Below are 17,297 nucleotides of genomic sequence, written 5' to 3'. Positions count from 1 at the left end.
TCGTCGGAGGTTGCGTAGTAGCTGTATAAATATCCAATTGTTCGTAGGTCAATCAGCGTCGGACTGAAAGATACACAGCACTGTATAGACATATCCATCCGACGCTGCTGATCATTCCCGACGGAGAGGTAGGTAATGTGAGCCCCCTTACCCACTTTTGAACTACTGAAAACCATCTGAATCCATCTGGCTCTGCCGGAAATCGCCACTCGCGAACCTGATGCACTGGGGGCAAAATTGGGGGCACATTTGAATTTTTCCGCCTAAAAATACCGCCCTAGAGCCCAGTCAAAATGTTTTTCGGGGATCCGGATAGTCTCTAGGGTCTTCTCCGCTATTCGATAGACCGGTCTGAGGCTTTCAGCGGAACAGTGGAAGCAATAAAACTGCGTATGTCGGCCGAATGAAAACGGTGAGTGCTCACCGTTTTCATTCGGGTCGGGATACTAATATTTGAAACGACCCACCAGGCCTTTGAGCTGACCGGAAATGTCTATCAATCGACCCGAGCCAGCCTGTGACGACTGAGCAAAGCCTTCGACCAGTTGGGCATCGGCATGGATCTGCGCGATGTGGCGATTGATCTCTTCGGCCACTTGGTGCTGCTCCTCGGCGGCTGTGGCGATCTGGGTATTCTGGTCGCGGATCGAGTCCACCGAGCCACGGATCTTGTCGAAGCTGTCACGCGCCTGCTGAATGCGTTCCACACTGGCGTGGGACACTTGCAGGCTGCCTTGCATCTGCTGCGTGACCTCTTGGGTGCGGCGGGCGAGATTGCCCAGCAAGCTGTCGATCTCGCCGGTGGAGTCGGCTGTCCTGCGAGCCAGGGCGCGGACTTCGTCGGCGACCACGGCGAAGCCTCGGCCTTGGTCACCGGCGCGCGCCGCTTCAATCGCCGCGTTGAGCGCCAGCAAGTTGGTCTGCTCGGCAATCGAGCGGATGGTGTCGAGAATGGTGTTGATGTTCTGGCTGTCCTGCTCCAGCAACTGCATGGTCTGGGTCGACTTTTGCAGGTCTTCGCTGAGCTTGAGCACGCTGCCGGTGGCTTCGCCGATGTGCTGCTGGCCGTCATGTACGTCGCGGTAGCCTTCGTCGGCACTCGTCGCGGCAGCACTGCACGAACGTGCAACTTCGTTGGCAGTAGCGACCATTTCGTTGAATGCGGTGCTCACCAACTCCACGGCCTCACGCTGGCGACCTGCAGCCTGGTTCATGTTGTTGGCCACTTCGCTCGTGTCGGCGGCCGCGGTCTGCAGGTCAGATGAGGCGTTGCCGATGCGTTGCACCAGTTGTGCAATCATGCTCAGGAACTGGTTGAACCAGCCCGCCAGGCTGGCGGTTTCGTCCTTGCCCTGCACCTGGAGTTGGCGCGTCAGGTCGCCTTCTCCTTCGGCGATTTCTTGCAGGCCGTCGGCCACGCCGCGAATCGGACGCACGATGACGCTGGCAAAGCTGGCGCCTACTATCGCGAACACCAACGCCAATGCCGCGGCAATGGCGGCGATCAGCCAGGTCAGCCGGGTGACGTCGGCCATCACTTCATCACGCTTGATCAGGCCGATAAAGCGCCAGCCCAGGCCTTTGGAACTGACCACGTTGGCCATGTAGGCCACGCCATCAATCTCGATTTGGGTCACGCCGTCGCCTCCCTTGGCTAGTTCGGCGTAGTTGGGACCCAGATCGGCCAGAGGCTTGAAGTTGTGCTTCGCATCGCTAGCGTCTACCAGCACGTTACCGTTGTCTTCCACCAGCATCAGGTAGCCGCTATCGCCCAGCTTGATGTTGCGCACCAGTTCAGTGAGCTGTTTGAGCGACACGTCCAGGCCAACCACTCCCAGGATATTCCCGGCGGCGTTGGCGACAGTACGCACAGTGCCGATCAGCGTCACATCGTCCGGCGCCCAATAGTAGGCACCCGTGCGCACAGTGGCGCCAGGCGTGGCGATGGCCGCTTTATACCAGGGACGGACGCGCGGATCGTAGTTGTTCAGCTTGGTGTCGTCCGGCCAACTGGCGTAGCCGCCGTCGCTCAGACCCAGGGACAGGTAAGCGGTACTCGGATGACTTTTGGCGAACTGGTCAAATATCGCCAGCAGCTCTTTGTTGGCCTGAGTAAGTGGAATTTGCGCGGCTTCGGCACCCGCGTAGCTCTTGAGGTCTTTGGCCGCAACGACGCGCGGGTCCTTGGCTACATAGTCGACGTTTTGGCTAATGCCGTCGAAAAACTGCTTCATGCCATTGTCGATCTGGCGGATCTCGCGACCGCTGCTGTCGAGAAAATTGGCCAGGGCCCCCTCTCGCAGATTCAGCACTACCAAAACGGCGACCAGGATGACCGGGACGCATGCGATTGCCGCAAACGCCCAGGTCAGCTTCTGCTTGATATTCATGACTTCACCTGCGGATATTTATAGTTTTGGCAAGGGGAAACGCTAGCACTGAACGTCGCATGTGTTGTTATGAGGAGATAGAGCCCATGCGTACTCTGAGTTATCGACCGCGACGGTGCGCACTTTAGAACGGCGAACATCGGCAAACTCAGCGCAATCTATCTACGATTAAAGAAAGGCTTCCCTGCCTTGGAAAACCTTCCAGAACGTCGCATCGATTTTCCTCGCCGCTGCTTCACTGACCCGCCCCTGCAAGATTTCGGGATCCGGCTTCTGCGCCAGTTGGACCCAATCCAACTGGCCCATCAGCGGCGTGGGAGTTCAGTAACAGAACAGGACGGATTTAGGCGGTTTGGCAAACCGGATCAAAGGTGCAACGCGGGTTTGGACTGGCGAACGCCATGGGCAGAAGGGACGCGGACACGCAGAGCAATCAGCAACGCGGCCAGCAGCATCAGCACGGCTGCTGCTACGAATACGCCTGCGCTGCCACCGAGGCTGAACATTGCACCGCCAGCGGCGGCGCCCGTGGCGATGGCTGACTGCACAGAGGCCACTACCATGCCTCCGGCGCTTTCCGCCTGATCAGGTACCGCGCTGGCGACCCAGTTCGACCACGCCACCGGCACACCACCGAAGGCCATGCCCCAGACCGCCAGCAATACCGCCTGCCCCAGCACCGAGGCCGGCAACAGCACCAACGCCAGTGCTGCAACGCCGACCAGCGCGGGCATCAGCACCAGAGTGGCCAGCGGGTGGCGCTCCAGCAGCCGGCCGGCCAACAGCGTGCCGACGAAGTTCGCCACACCGAACCCCAGTAGCATCAGTGACAGCCCTTGCGCGCCGATGCCGGTAGTCCCTTCAAGGAAGGGTCGAACATAGGTAAACATGGCGAAGTGGCCGCTGTGCACCAGCACACAACCGAACATCCCCATGGCGATGCCTGGGCGCTGCAACACCTCGAGTACGGTGCGCAGACGTGCCGGTCGGCGCGGCGCAAGGCGCGGCAAAGTGAATGACTGAAACGCCAGGGTCACCATGCCTACCGCCGCCGCTGCGAAGAACGCGCTGCGCCAGCCATACAACCCGCCCAGATAGCTGCCCAGCGGCACCGCCACGACCGTGCCGATGGCGATGCCGCTGAAAATGATCGACAGCGCCCGGGGCAACAAGGCACTCGGCACCAGGCGCATAGCAACCGCCGCCGCCATGCTCCAGAACCCGCCAAGGGCAATGCCCAGCAAGATACGCATCAACAACAGCACCGCGAAGCTCGAGGAAACGGCGACCAACAGATTGGAGGCGACCATCAACGTCGAAAAACCCAACAACACCCAGCGTCGGTCGATACCACGGGTCAGACCTGGCACCAACAAGCCGGCGAACAGCGCCACCACGGCGGTCACCGTTACCGCCTGGCCAGCCAGCGCTTCGGACACTCCCAGGTCAGTAGACATCAGCGTCAACAAACTGGCCGGAAGGTACTCAGCGGTCAGTAACCCAAACACACCCATTGCCAACGAAAATACTGCCATCCACGCGGGGGTTGCAGGTTCTAGGTCCGCGCCGACGCCGCAAGGGCGGTCGGATACGGTGTTACATACACAGTCAGTCATTGCACGGATTTCCCAATCTTCATTAAGAGCCGAAGTCTAGGCGCCGAAATCCGGATGATCTATGATCCAAAGTCTCTACTTTTTGACTAAAACACCTGAACGATGCCTGCAGATCAGTTTGCTCTTTCCTCGGACCTCATCAACGAGCTGTTGCGCGGCATGCGCCTGCGTGGCGTTGAATACCGGCGTATCCAAACGGGTCCAGATTTCGGTTTGGGCTTTGCTGAAAAACCTGGGCACGCCTGGTTCCACTTCACGGCCGTCGGCAATGCGGTGTTGCGGATGGAGGACGGCAGCACCTACGCGCTGTCTGCCGGCAACGCCGTGTTTATTTCCCATGGCGCAGCCCATCAACTGTTTTCTCATCAGGGCGCGCCTGTTCAGGACATCGATCATCTAGACGGTGCGCCCTTAGGTGACACCGTCAGCGCGGTGGATACCGGAACCGATGTCAGCGCCACTCCCAGCACTATTCTGTTCAGTGCTTGTATGGAGTTTGAACTGGGCAGTATCCATGGCCTTGGCCGGCTGATGCCGGGACTGATGCTGATTGATGCCGGCGGCCAGCGTTACCCCGGGCTGGTGCCAATCCTCACCACCATGGAACGTGAGGTCAGCGCCGCACGCGTCGGCTTCGCCGGTATCCTCGCGCGGCTGGCCGACGTGGTGGCGGCCATGGTCGTTCGCGGCTGGGTCGAGTGCGCCTGCGGCAATGCCTCTGGCCTGGTCGCCGCCTTGCGCGATCCCCGCTTGGCCGGTGCACTGCTTGCGCTCCATCAACAACCGGGCCGCGACTGGACTGTTGCGCAGTTGGCAGAGCACTGCAATACCTCACGCTCGGTCTTCGCGGACCGCTTTCAGGCTACGATTGGCATGGCCCCGCTACGCTATGTCACCGAACTGCGGATGCGGCTTGCAAGCCAGTGGCTGACCCTCGAAAGGCTACCGATTGAAGAGGTGGCGCAGCGTTTGGGCTATACCTCCCAAGCCGCTTTCAGTCGTGCGTTCAAGCGCATTACGGGCAATACACCTGGATTGAGTCGCAAGGTGAGGCAAGCCGAACGCAGCTAGTCGATGATCCCTGCCACCGACTCATTTACCCCCCGTTACATCAAGGAATGTACCGGTAACGAATGATGCCTCCGCGCTCGCCAACCATAGAATCGCGCGTGCCACTTCCTCAGGCTGTCCGCCCCGCCCCATCGGGATCGAATCCTTGACACGATCGACCCGCCCCGGCTCACCGCCACTGGCATGCATTTCGGTATAGATATGTCCGGGGCGAATACAGTTGACGCGTATGCCTTCCCGAGCCACCTCCTTTGCAAAGCCAATGGTGAACGTCTCCAAGGCTCCCTTTGACGCTGCATAGTCGACGTACTCGTTGGGGCTGCCGAGGCGCGCCGAGGCCGAAGAGACATTGATCACCACACCGCCCGGGCCGTTGTGGCGGTAAGACATACGCTTCACCGCCTGTTGGGCACAGAGTATTGGCCCAATGGCATTGACCGCAAAGATGCGCTGCATCCGCTCGAAGCCGAGGTCTTCCAAGCGAGACTGAGGCGCCAGCATCCCGGCGTTATTGACCAGAACATCGATGCGTCCGAACGTGCGGTCGATGGCCGCGAACAAATCGGCCACCTGTTGTGGCTCAGCACTGTCCGCGCGCATCGCCAACGCCCGGCGCCCCAATGCTTCTACATCCGCGGCCACGGCCAGCGCTGCGGACTCGTTGGCAACGTAGCTGATAACGACGTCATAACCTCTTTCGGCGGCCAGCCGCGCGGTGGCTGCCCCCACTCCACGACTTCCACCCGTGATTAGAATCAGCGGTGCCTGCGAGACGTTGACCATGAAATAAAGCTCCTGAGCCGTTGGCTGTATCAGCCGATGATGAGGGTGCCGCTGGCGATCACTACGCATGCCAGTATCCGGCGCGCGGTGAGCGTCTCGCCGAGAAACACATAGCCGATCAACGCCGCAAACAGCACGCTGGTTTCGCGCAATGCCGATACCGCGCCCAGCGGCGCTTCGGTCATGGCGTAGATGACCATTGCATACGCGAGCAAAGAGACCAGCCCGCCGACCAATGCGGTCACTGTTCCGGGCCGGACGCAGAACAAGCTGCGGGTATCGCGTAGGCCGATGTAGACCACCGGCATCAGCACGCCCCACAGGGCGCACATCCACACCGTGTAGGCCAGCGGCGCGCCGGAGAGCCTGGCGCCTATGCCGTCGACCACGCTGTAGGCCGCGATAAAGCCGCCCGTTCCCAGCGCATAAGGCAGGCTGGGAACCGACAGACTGCGCCCTCTGAAAGCCAGCGACATAATCCCGCCTGACACCAGCGCAATACCGAGTAACACGTCAGGCGTGATGCGTTCTCCGGCAAACACGGCGGCCCCCAAGGTGATCAGCACCGGCGACGATCCACGTGAAATCGGATAGGTCTGCCCCAGGTCGCCGGCCCGGTAACTGCGCACCAGAAACAGGTTGTAGCCGACATGCAGCAACCCCGACAGCAGCGCATAGCCCCAGCTCTCAATCGCGGGGGGATCCATGAACACTGCGGCGACGACACTGGTGATGGCGATGGCAATACACATCACTGTCATCGACCACAACCGATCGGCACCGCTACGCAGCAGCGCATTCCAGCTGGCATGCAGGAGCGCGGCGAAAAGCACGAGGAAGATGATATGGATAGGCATGCGCCACTTTAGGCAATGCGGCACCGGGACTAAAGCGAAGCCTCCTCATCACAGCATGAACGAAAACTCATGACTCACTCATCCAGTCGTCGGACTTTCAGTGCCTCGCTGACCAACCATTGGCGAAAGCTGGCGATGTGCGGTTGCGCTTCGATGCCCTTGGGGCAGACGAAGTAGTACGCCAGCGGTGATGGGAATGGCACATCAAACAGTCGCACCAAACGGCCATCGCTGATTTCGTTCTCGACATGCCCGCTGCGCACCAATGCAACGCCCTGGCCGAGCAAGGCGGCCTCGACCGTCATGTTGGTATCGCCAAATCTGACGCTCTCCTTGAGCGGCAAATAGGCCAGCCCGACGGCTTGAAACCATACCGCCCATTTTGGCACCAGTTCGGCACCATCGCGCGTTAGCAGCGGGAAATGCAACAGTTCTGCGGGGCTCTGCGGAGTCCCGACGCGTCGCAGCAGTTCAGGGCTGGCTACAGGAAATACCTGCTCCCCAAACAGGAACTCAGAATGCAGACCGGGGTAATCGCCCTTGCCGAGCCTGATCGCAACATCCGCCTGGCCCTGAGAGAAGTGGATGATTTTATCCGTGGTGTCCAGCGAGACCAGCAGCTCGGGGTGCTGACGAGCGAGACGTGGCAAGCGTGGCAGCAGCCATTTGAGAGCGAAAGAATAAGTGGTGCTGACGCTGAGTCGAACTCTGTCTTTTTGCTCGCGCAAATCGCCCAAAGTCGCCTCCAGGCTGATGAAAAACTCGCGCACGATGGGCGCCAGCGCAGCCCCAGCGGCGGTGAGGCGTAACGCCTTGCCACGTTCAAACAACTGCACTCCCCAAAGGGCCTCAAGATGCTTGAGCTGATGACTGACTGCACTTTGAGTCACATGTAGCTCTTGTGCGGCCGACGTAAAGGTCAAGTGCCGGGTGGCAGCTTCAAATGCGCGCAAGGTCGCGGTGGGCGGCAGGTCTCTCATCAGGGCAGCATCCAGCGAGTTATCAGAAAAGTGCTTACATGAACGCCAGCTCATGATAGAGCAAAACTCACTCGCTGATCCTCCAGCATCTGAACGAGTTCGTGCTACGCGACCCTATCAACCGTGAAACAGCCGGATGGAATGCCATCATTCTGGGTCGGCTTTCGCCGCAATACGCGCGAGTCACGCCTTTTTCCTTTCTGATATCAGCGTTTGAGATGCGCAATACTGTTGAACGCAACAGTGGCTTGCGGCATTCTTCGCAACGAAATTTCCAAGGACGGTAAGATTTTATGCGTACTTCACGCATGCAAACGTCTGTGCCCCTCGCCTGTGCAAACACCATCGGTGTGATTGAAGACGAACACGCGCATCCGTCCGGATGCCCAGGTGATCAACGTCTTGCTGAACTGACACCACATCTTCGCACTTCCCGGGTACCACGACTGCCCAAGGCCGACATTCTCCGGCCTACTGCGTTGAGCATAAGTTCAAGTGCTGCTATCCAGCCGTCGCTGCACGAAAACCATTAATCTGGTGACACTCGATCCCGTGGGTGAAGGGTTCCTCGTATGGCTGGGTTCCGACATTTACTTCTCTGAACCAACGCCTGTCGCTGAAACCTGGATCAACATCCGCGCCAACGCCAGTACACCCGACCAATCTGACGGTGTCGCTGACTTCGGCGAGCGCTGGATTATCGAAGCAGGTCCGACCATCAATAAAACCATTGATAAGCACCATGCTTCTGCTGACTGGATGTTTTTCGAACCTGTGCAAGGAACGAAGTCCGCTTGCGATCTGATTTTTGATTCAATCAACGGTATCTTTGGCCAATGAACAGCTTCCGCGCGGTCATTTACCTGGGCGTTCTTCTCTGCACTGGCTGCGTAAAAACGGCCAGTATTCCACCCGCCGACCTCACGTTATCGTCGTTTGAGCTCGGCCCCGCCAATCTGTTCACGGCACACTTCAACTCCACTGTGGATTTGCAGAACGCTTTCAATGATTACGAAAGTTCCAACCAGCTCAGCCCCACCCTGATCTGCTCTCTGAACCGAGACATGGAGTTCTCATCCGAGCATTCAATCGCGGTAAAAGCCGAAGGGCGAGTGAACGCAAGCAGTCAAGCCAGGCCCAATTACAAGTTTTCCTCCGATCTGATCTTTTACTACACCAATGCGGATGGAACGCAACGCGACTTGAATGACTACGACGCCATCAAACCGTTGCTGGCGTCGCAAGCTTCAATCCCGTGCAAAGTTCGCATAACTGCTTATGGGTATGAGGCGTATTACACGAACACGTTATTCATCCCGGCCAGGATCATGATTGAACAGATCTTCAGATAACCGCCCTTTGCTGAGCCTGGCGCAGGGAATTGGCGAAGCTCTGATCGTCACTTGATTGCACCCATAAAAAAGCCCGGGAACCGTCCCCGGGCTTTTTCATTTGTGCGCCTCTTTTGCGTTTTTGTGCGACACATCGCCTTTCAGGACTCCCGCAAGGCTCTGGCACGGTGTTAGTTTGTAAGTGTATGTGTCTCAGCGTTGAGGCACGCCTAACTCACTGCCCTGCAAAGGAATGCCCTTCGTAATGAATGTCCCTTTCAAAAAACTGGCTGCCACCACCTTGATGCTGGCCGGTCTTGCCGTGTTCACCGCGCCCGCACAAGCCAATATCACCCCGCAGCAGAGCGCTGAAATTCTCAAGACTTACAGTGCAGCCAAAGCCACAGACTTCCGTCAGTTCCTCGGCAATCTGGGCCAGAGCGATCTGGCGAAAACCGCCGACATCGGCCCGGCGATTGGCGCGTACCTTGATAACAAAACCCTGACCGCCGAGCAGCAGAACGAAATCTATCGTCTGCTGGGTCTCTACACGCGCGCAAAGTACAGCGCCGCCGCCACCGAAACCCTGCGCGAACTGGTTGAGATCCCGACCTATCGCAAGGACGGTGTCGAACAGCATGAAAACCCGGAATTCACCAGGATCGCGGCGAAGATTCAGAACCTTGCCGAGTCGTTCAATCTGAAATTCCGCAACATCGACAACCGCGTGTACGAGATCTCTCTCGACGGCAGCGGCGATGAAGTGGTTGGCATTCATGCGCATGCCGACGTGGTGCCGGTGACGCCGGAAAACTGGGTGCTCAAGGATGGCACCCGCCTCGACCCGTTCAAGATCACCCTGATCGGCGACCGCATGTATGGTCGCGGCACCGAGGATGACAAGAACGGCATCGTGGTTACGCTGTATGCCATGAAAGTCATCAAGGAAGAAAAGCTGCCACTGGTGCGCAACTTCAAGTTGCTGGTCGACACCACCGAAGAAACCACGGGCGACGCGATCCCTTACTACTTCGAACGCAATCCGACGCCGAACTACAACCTCGCGCTGGATGGTGGTTACCCGGTGGTGATTGCCGAGAAAGGCTACGGCACCGTCATGGCCAACTTTGCCAAGCGCAAAGGTGAAGGCAAAGGTGCGGAAATCATCTCGATGACCGGTGGCCTGGCGACCAACCAGATTCCATCGGCGTCGGTCGCCACGCTGGTAACCGACAAGCCTGCGGAACTGGCCGCCAGCCTGCAAAAGGCCGGTGACGAGTTTGCCAAGCGCAATGGCGGCGATTTCCAGGTGAGCGCCAAGGTCGACGGCAAAGACGTCAAACTGACCGTGACTGGCGTATCTGCGCACTCCTCCGAGCCCGAATCCGGGGTCAACCCGGTCGCGCGCATGCTGGTCTTTATCAATAGCCTTGATGGCAAAGTCGCGTTCAAGCACAACCACATCACCGATGCCGCGCGTTACGCTGCCGACAATTGGGGGCTGGATTACCTGGGCAACAAGCTGAATGTCGGTTTCTCGGACTCCTTCATGGGGCCGCTGACAACGTCGCTGACCTACGTCGGCATGGACGAAAAGGCCTTCAAACTCGCGGTCAACCTGCGCGTGCCGAAGGGCAAGTCGCCGGAGAAGCTCAAGGCTGAAATCGCCGATAAACTGGCGGCGTGGGACAAAAAAAGCCACGTAACCGTAGCCTTCGACTATTCGATCGCCGAGCCGATGTACCGCAATCCTGAGGGCGAATGGGTCAAGGCATTGTTGGCGGTTTCGACAGAAAACCTCGGTATGAAACACGAGTTCGGCACCTCCGCCGGCGCCACCTCGGTGCATGAGTTGCCGAATGGCGTGCAATTCGGTCTGGCCATGCCGAACGTGAAGTACACCGGTCACACCGATGGCGAGTTCAAGACCGTGGAGCAATTCCAGCTGGACCTGCAGATCGTGACCGAAATGATCGGCCGCATCGGCCAGTTGCCGAAACTCTGACCGCATTGTCGAACCCGCCGCCATGGCGGGTTCGGCATTTTTAATCCGCGCATAATCCCCGCCGCGCAGCCTCGCCCCAGACTTTTGCACACTGGGCAACACAGAGTTGCCCTCAGAGAGATTGATAGCCACCTAACGAAAGGTGCATGCTAGAGGGCTCGTTCGGGTCTTATATCATTCCGAATGATAGTTACCTTTGCTTCATTCGATTCGTGCCATCACACCCCGCCGAGCATCATCCGCCCATCTTCAATACATTGGCGGATGCATCCATGGAACAGTCACTCAAACATTTGCGCTTCCCGTTGGCCATGTTGGCCGTACTGGTGATGAGCGCCTGCGGCAAGACTCCGGAGACTGCCGCCACTATGCCCGCTGCGAAAGTCAGCGTGGCCAAGGTGCTGGAACAACCGGTCAACGAGTGGGACGAATTCACCGGGCGCCTCGAAGCGCCGGAAACCGTTGAAATCCGTCCACGGGTCTCCGGCCAGATCGATGACGTCGCGTTCACTGAAGGCGCGCTGGTGAAGAAAGGCGACCTGCTGTTCCAGATTGACCCGCGTCCGTTCCAGGCTGAGGTGCGCCGCCTAGAAGCCCTGGTAGCCCAATCCCGCGCCAACGCCACCCGCAGTGAAAACGAAGCCGGTCGCGGTGAACGTCTGCGCGCCAGCAACGCCATTTCCGCCGAATTGGCCGACTCGCGCACCAGCGCCGCTCAAGAAGCCCGCGCCGCCGTCGGTGCCCTGCAAGCGCAACTGGATCTGGCCAAACTGAACCTCAGCTTCACCCGCGTCACCGCACCGATCAGTGGCCGCGTCAGCCGTGCCGAAATCACCGCCGGTAACCTGGTGACCGCCGACACAACGCCGCTGACCAGTGTGGTATCCACCGACCGCGTTTACGCCTACTTCGACGCCGACGAGCGTGTGTTCCTCAAGTACACCCAACTCGCCCGTAACGGTCAGCGCGGCGCCACCACGCCGGTGTACATGGGCCTGTCCAATGAAGACGGCAACCCGCACCTCGGCCAGATGAACTTCATCGACAACCAGGTCAACCCGAAAACCGGCACCATCCGTGGTCGTGCGGTGTTCGACAACAGCGATGGCACTTACACCCCGGGCCTGTACGCACGCCTGAAGCTGGTCGGCAGCGGCACCTACAACGCCATGCTGATCAACGACGAAGCCGTCGGTACCGATCTCGGCAAGAAGTTCGTACTGGTGATGGATGCGGACAACAAAACCGCGTACCGCGCCGTTGAACTGGGTCCGAAAATCGAAGGCCTGCGCATCGTTCGTAATGGCCTGAACAAGGACGACACGATCATCGTCAAGGGTCTGCAACGGGTTCGTCCTGGCTCCCCGGTCACCCCAGAAGTGGTGCCAATGGCCAGCGAACAGACCATCGCGGCACTCGCTCAACAACGTCAAGCGCTGGAAGCCAGCAACCTGCCCAAAGTCGCCCCTGCCAAAGGCGCGTCCGGTTCGGTTGTGAAGCTGGCTGCTACGACCCCACGCGGTTAAGGGACGACAACTCCGATGAATTTTTCCCAATTCTTCATTTCACGGCCGATCTTCGCAGCGGTGCTGTCGCTGCTGATCCTGATCGCCGGTGCTATCTCGCTGTTCCAGCTACCGATCAGCGAATACCCGGAAGTCGTGCCACCGACCGTGGTGGTACGTGCGAACTTCCCGGGCGCCAACCCTAAAGTCATCGGTGAAACCGTGGCCGCTCCGCTGGAGCAGGCCATCACCGGCGTCGAGAACATGCTGTACATGTCCTCGCAGTCGACCGCCGACGGCAAGATCACCCTGACCATCACCTTCGCCCTGGGCACTGACCTGGACAACGCGCAGGTGCAGGTGCAAAACCGGGTGACCCGTACCGAGCCGAAACTTCCCGAAGAAGTGACGCGCATCGGTATCACCGTCGACAAGGCCTCGCCTGACCTGACCATGGTTGTGCACTTGACCTCCCCGGACAAGCGCTACGACATGCTCTACCTGTCCAACTACGCAATCCTCAACATCAAGGATGAGCTCGCTCGTCTGAACGGTGTTGGTGATGTGCAGTTGTTTGGTATGGGCGATTACTCGCTGCGGGTCTGGCTCGATCCGAACAAGACCGCTTCGCGCAATCTGACTGCAACCGACGTGGTCACCGCGATTCGTGAGCAAAACCGCCAGGTGGCTGCCGGTCAGTTGGGTGCGCCCCCTGCCCCGAATGCCCAGAGCTTCCAGCTGTCGGTCAACACACAGGGCCGTCTGGTCTCCGAGGAAGAGTTCGAGAACATCATCATTCGTGCAGGCGACGACGGTGAAATCACTCGCCTCAAGGACATCGCTCGCGTTGAACTGGGCTCCAGCCAATATGCGCTGCGTTCGTTGCTGGACAACCAGCCGGCCGTAGCCATCCCGATCTTTCAGCGTCCAGGCTCCAACGCCATCGACATCTCGAACGACGTTCGGGCGAAAATGGACGAGTTGAAGAAAGGCTTCCCGCAAGGCATGGACTACAGCATCGTCTATGACCCGACGATCTTCGTGCGCGGTTCGATCGAGGCGGTGGTTCACACCCTCTTCGAAGCACTGATCCTCGTGGTACTGGTGGTGATCCTGTTCCTGCAAACCTGGCGCGCCTCGATCATTCCGTTGGTGGCGGTGCCGGTATCGTTGATCGGTACGTTTGCGGTGATGCACCTGTTCGGCTTCTCGCTCAACGCGCTGTCCTTGTTTGGATTGGTGCTGGCCATCGGTATCGTGGTCGACGACGCCATCGTGGTGGTGGAGAACGTCGAACGGAACATTGAACTCGGACTGACACCGGTCGAAGCCACCAAACGGGCGATGCGTGAAGTAACCGGTCCGATCGTTGCCACGGCTCTGGTGCTGTGTGCGGTGTTCATTCCGGCAGCGTTCATCTCCGGTCTCACCGGGCAGTTCTACAAACAGTTTGCACTGACCATCGCCATCTCGACGGTGATCTCGGCGTTCAACTCGCTGACCCTGTCGCCAGCACTGGCCGCGGTATTGCTGAAAGGCCACGACGCACCGAAAGACCGCTTTTCCAAGGTGCTCGACAAGATCTTCGGTGGCTGGCTGTTCCGTCCGTTCAACCGTTTCTTCGATCGTGCCAGCCATGGCTACGTCGGAACCGTGCGCCGGGTTATCCGCAGCAGCGGCATCGCCCTGCTGTTGTACGCAGGCCTGATGGTGCTGACCTTCTTCGGTTTCTCCAGCACGCCGACCGGTTTCGTGCCCGGCCAGGACAAGCAATACCTGGTGGCCTTCGCACAACTGCCGGATGCCTCGAGCCTCGATCGCACCGAAGACGTGATCAAGCGCATGTCTGATCTGGCGCTGAAACAGCCAGGCGTGGAAAGCGCCGTAGCGTTCCCGGGTCTGTCGATCAACGGCTTCACCAACAGCCCGAACGCCGGCATCGTCTTCGTGACCCTGAAACCGTTCGACGAACGTAAAGACCCGAGCATGTCCGCCGGCGCAATCGCCGGGGCCTTGAACGGTCAGTACGCGAACATTCAAGAGGCGTACATGGCGATCTTCCCGCCACCGCCGGTACAAGGTCTGGGCACCATTGGTGGTTTCCGCCTGCAAATCGAAGACCGGGGCAACCTGGGCTACGACGAGCTGTACAAAGAAACCATGAACATCATCAACAAGAGCCACAGCGTGCCGGAACTGGCCGGGCTGTTCACCAGTTACACCGTGAACGTGCCACAAGTCGATGCCGCCATCGACCGTGAAAAAGCCAAGACCCACGGCGTGGCCGTCAGCGACATCTTCGACACCCTGCAGATCTACCTGGGTTCGTTGTATGCCAACGACTTCAACCGATTCGGGCGCACCTATCAGGTCAACGTTCAGGCCGAGCAACAGTTCCGCCTCGAATCCGACCAGATCGGCCAGCTGAAAGTACGCAACAACAAAGGCGAAATGATCCCGCTGGCGACCTTCATCAAGGTCAGCGACACCTCGGGCCCGGATCGCGTGATGCACTACAACGGCTTCATCACCGCAGAAATCAACGGCGCGGCTGCCCCGGGCTACAGCTCCGGCCAGGCGGAAAAAGCCATCGAGAAACTGTTGAAGGATGAACTGCCGAACGGCATGACCTACGAGTGGACCGACCTGACCTACCAGCAGATTCTGTCCGGCAACACCGCGCTGTTCGTGTTCCCGCTCTGCGTATTGCTGGCGTTCCTGGTACTGGCCGCTCAATACGAAAGCTGGAGCCTGCCTCTGGCGGTGATCCTGATCGTACCGATGACCCTGCTGTCGGCCATCACCGGTGTGATCATCTCGGGCGGTGACAACAACATCTTCACCCAGATTGGCTTGATCGTACTGGTGGGACTTGCCTGTAAGAACGCGATTCTGATCGTCGAATTCGCCAAGGACAAACAGGAAGAAGGCCTCGACCCGCTCGCTGCGGTTCTCGAAGCTTGCCGTCTGCGTCTGCGGCCGATCCTGATGACCTCCTTCGCGTTCATCATGGGTGTGGTGCCACTGGTGTTCTCCAGCGGTGCCGGTGCCGAAATGCGTCACGCCATGGGTGTGGCGGTGTTCTCCGGGATGCTCGGGGTGACCTTCTTCGGTCTGTTGCTGACGCCAGTGTTCTACGTACTGATCCGTAACTTTGTCGAACGCGGCGAAGCCCGCAAAGCGGCCAAAGCTCTGAAACTGGAGGCGCAACAATGAGTCTGAAAGTCTTCCTGCCGAGTCTGCTGGTGCTGGCCCTCAGCGCCTGCGCTGTCGGCCCCGACTACAAGACCCCAGCCACGGAGGCGGCCAATATCACGGCCGTCACCGACGGCGCCGCCGGGCAAAAGAACTTCGACCGTTCGAAATTCGAAGGCATCTGGTGGCAGCAATTCGACGATCCGACCCTCAACCAGTTGGTGACCCAGTCGCTGCAAGGCAACCGTGAACTGCGCGTGGCGTTCGCCCGCTGGAAAGCCGCCCGGGCGATCCGCGACGACGCCAGCAACGATGCGATGCCGACCATCACCAGCCGCGCCAGCAGTGATCTGGCCAAGGGGCAAATCCCCGGCCAGACCACCAACCGGGTCAATAGCGAACGCTATGACCTCGGTCTGGACATGGCCTGGGAACTGGACCTGTTTGGCCGCATCCAGCGCAATCTGGAAGCCAGCGACGCCGACCAGCAAGCGGCCGAAGCCGATCTGTACCAACTGCAAGTCACCATGATTGCCGAACTGGTCGACGCTTACGGTCAACTGCGTGGCGCTCAGCTGCGCGAGAAGATCGCCGTGGCCAACCTGAACAACCAGCAGGAGTCGCGCAAGATCACCATCAGCCTGCGTGACGCCGGTGTCGGTGATCAGCTTGACGTCGAACGTGCCGATGCGCGTCTGGCCTCGGTTGAAGCCAGCGTGCCGCAATTGCAGGCAGAACAGGTTCGACAGAAAAACCGTATCGCTACCCTCTTGGGCGAGCGTCCGGACAAACTGACCGTCGATCTGAGTCCAAAAGACCTGCCAGCGATTGCCAAGGCCCTGCCAATCGGTGATCCGGGTGAACTGCTGCAGCGTCGTCCGGACATTCTCAGCGCTGAGCGCAATCTGGCTTCGGCCACGGCGCGCATTGGCGTGGCGAAAGCCGATCTGTTCCCACGGGTCAGCCTTAGCGGCTTCCTCGGCTGGACGGCCGGGCGTGGTTCGCAGATCGGTTCCTCGGCGGCCAACGCCTGGGCACTCGGCCCGAGCATTACGTGGGCAGCGTTCGACCTTGGCAGCGTACGCGCCCGTTTGCGTGGCGCCGATGCTGAAGCCGAAGGCGCACTGGCGACTTACGAGCAACAAGTGCTGCTGGCCCTGGAAGAGTCGGAAAACGCTTTCAGCGATTACGGCAAGCGTCAGCAACGCCTGATCTCGCTGATCCGTCAGAGCGAATCGAGCCGCAAGGCTGCCGACCTCGCTGAAATCCGCTATCGCGAAGGCACGACTGACTTCCTCGTGCTGCTCGACGCGCAGCGCGAACGGTTGAACGCCGAAGACAGTCAGGCCCAGGCTGAAGTCGACCTGTATCGCGGCATTGTCGCGATCTACAAGGCCCTTGGCGGCGGCTGGCAACCGGAGACTGTTGCCAGCAAGTAATCGATTGTTAAAGAGCTCCTTTGGTTGGCCGCAACCAACCAAATTTTTTGCCCCGCGTATCATTCGGTCGCGGGGCTTTTTTTTGATTTTTAATCAATGAAATCTTGTGGGAGCGAGCCTGCTCG

At 59.2% G+C, this 17,297-nt stretch carries 10 protein-coding genes and 3 pseudogenes; 7 read left to right on the top strand and 6 right to left on the bottom strand.

What is annotated here, in order from left to right; all coding sequences use genetic code 11:
- Positions 1-446 precede the first annotated feature (446 nt).
- The 3 genes and pseudogenes from AC5SEM_RS10325 to AC5SEM_RS10315 form a co-directional block, all read right to left on the bottom strand.
- A pseudogene (locus tag AC5SEM_RS10325) lies at positions 447-962 on the bottom strand (methyl-accepting chemotaxis protein); the annotation flags it as partial.
- Between the two features lie 348 nt (positions 963-1,310).
- Positions 1,311-2,390, bottom strand: a pseudogene (locus AC5SEM_RS10320) (HAMP domain-containing protein); the annotation flags it as partial.
- A 365-nt stretch (positions 2,391-2,755) separates the two neighbouring features.
- Entirely contained in the window at positions 2,756-4,006 is a 1,251-nt protein-coding gene (locus tag AC5SEM_RS10315) for an MFS transporter (RefSeq protein WP_495472866.1), read from the bottom strand.
- A 102-nt stretch (positions 4,007-4,108) separates the two neighbouring features.
- On the opposite strand from AC5SEM_RS10315, the gene AC5SEM_RS10310 reads away from it, so the two are divergent.
- Complete coding sequence (locus AC5SEM_RS10310; protein ID WP_495472865.1) at positions 4,109-5,077, top strand: AraC family transcriptional regulator; 969 nt, start codon at positions 4,109-4,111, stop codon at positions 5,075-5,077.
- 21 nt (positions 5,078-5,098) lie between these two features.
- Here the strand turns inward: AC5SEM_RS10310 and AC5SEM_RS10305 are convergent, their stop codons facing one another.
- From AC5SEM_RS10305 to gcvA, 3 genes are all read right to left on the bottom strand, one after another.
- On the bottom strand, positions 5,099-5,860 hold the full coding sequence (locus AC5SEM_RS10305; RefSeq protein WP_495472864.1) for an SDR family oxidoreductase: 762 nt from the start codon (positions 5,858-5,860) through the stop codon (positions 5,099-5,101).
- A 29-nt stretch (positions 5,861-5,889) separates the two neighbouring features.
- A complete protein-coding gene (locus AC5SEM_RS10300; protein ID WP_495472863.1) occupies positions 5,890-6,717 on the bottom strand; it encodes an EamA family transporter in 828 nt (275 codons plus the stop codon).
- A 74-nt stretch (positions 6,718-6,791) separates the two neighbouring features.
- The gene (gene gcvA / locus AC5SEM_RS10295; RefSeq protein ID WP_495472862.1) at positions 6,792-7,697 is read right to left on the bottom strand and encodes a transcriptional regulator GcvA; all 906 of its coding nucleotides are present in this window, start codon (positions 7,695-7,697) and stop codon (positions 6,792-6,794) included.
- Positions 7,698-8,231: 534 nt separating this feature from the next.
- Between gcvA and AC5SEM_RS10290 the strand changes: the two are divergent.
- From AC5SEM_RS10290 to AC5SEM_RS10265, 6 genes and pseudogenes are all read left to right on the top strand, one after another.
- Positions 8,232-8,537: pseudogene (locus AC5SEM_RS10290) on the top strand (alpha/beta hydrolase); the annotation flags it as partial.
- Entirely contained in the window at positions 8,534-9,049 is a 516-nt protein-coding gene (locus AC5SEM_RS10285; RefSeq protein WP_116032671.1) for a hypothetical protein, read from the top strand. The pseudogene AC5SEM_RS10290 and the gene AC5SEM_RS10285, both read left to right, overlap by 4 nt.
- Positions 9,050-9,293: 244 nt before the next feature.
- Positions 9,294-11,033: a dipeptidase gene (locus AC5SEM_RS10280; protein ID WP_495472861.1), complete on the top strand. Its 1,740-nt coding sequence runs from the start codon at positions 9,294-9,296 to the stop codon at positions 11,031-11,033.
- A 272-nt stretch (positions 11,034-11,305) separates the two neighbouring features.
- Positions 11,306-12,559 (top strand): multidrug efflux RND transporter periplasmic adaptor subunit MexE, encoded by a 1,254-nt coding sequence (gene mexE / locus AC5SEM_RS10275; RefSeq protein WP_137217914.1) that lies wholly within the window; start codon positions 11,306-11,308, stop codon positions 12,557-12,559.
- Between the two features lie 15 nt (positions 12,560-12,574).
- A complete protein-coding gene (locus AC5SEM_RS10270; protein ID WP_368966893.1) occupies positions 12,575-15,754 on the top strand; it encodes an efflux RND transporter permease subunit in 3,180 nt (1,059 codons plus the stop codon).
- Positions 15,751-17,172 carry an efflux transporter outer membrane subunit gene (locus tag AC5SEM_RS10265; protein WP_116032660.1) on the top strand — a complete coding sequence of 474 codons (1,422 nt, stop codon included), beginning with the start codon at positions 15,751-15,753 and terminating at the stop codon, positions 17,170-17,172. Before AC5SEM_RS10270 ends, AC5SEM_RS10265 begins: the two co-directional genes overlap by 4 nt.
- Positions 17,173-17,297: the final 125 nt, after the last annotated feature.

The organism is Pseudomonas sp. CH61, assembly GCF_059429415.1.
The sequence above is the reverse complement of the archived record's forward strand: the minus strand, read 5'-3'. Positions and strand labels throughout refer to the sequence as shown.

Coding starts and splice junctions, on each gene's coding strand:
- AC5SEM_RS10315 (WP_495472866.1), bottom strand. CDS start 4,006: ATGACTGACTGTGTATGTAACACCGTATCCGACCGCCCTTGCGGCGTC.
- mexE (WP_137217914.1), top strand. CDS start 11,306: ATGGAACAGTCACTCAAACATTTGCGCTTCCCGTTGGCCATGTTGGCC.
- gcvA (WP_495472862.1), bottom strand. CDS start 7,697: ATGAGAGACCTGCCGCCCACCGCGACCTTGCGCGCATTTGAAGCTGCC.
- AC5SEM_RS10270 (WP_368966893.1), top strand. CDS start 12,575: ATGAATTTTTCCCAATTCTTCATTTCACGGCCGATCTTCGCAGCGGTG.
- AC5SEM_RS10285 (WP_116032671.1), top strand. CDS start 8,534: ATGAACAGCTTCCGCGCGGTCATTTACCTGGGCGTTCTTCTCTGCACT.
- AC5SEM_RS10310 (WP_495472865.1), top strand. CDS start 4,109: ATGCCTGCAGATCAGTTTGCTCTTTCCTCGGACCTCATCAACGAGCTG.
- AC5SEM_RS10300 (WP_495472863.1), bottom strand. CDS start 6,717: ATGCCTATCCATATCATCTTCCTCGTGCTTTTCGCCGCGCTCCTGCAT.
- AC5SEM_RS10265 (WP_116032660.1), top strand. CDS start 15,751: ATGAGTCTGAAAGTCTTCCTGCCGAGTCTGCTGGTGCTGGCCCTCAGC.
- AC5SEM_RS10305 (WP_495472864.1), bottom strand. CDS start 5,860: ATGGTCAACGTCTCGCAGGCACCGCTGATTCTAATCACGGGTGGAAGT.
- AC5SEM_RS10280 (WP_495472861.1), top strand. CDS start 9,294: ATGAATGTCCCTTTCAAAAAACTGGCTGCCACCACCTTGATGCTGGCC.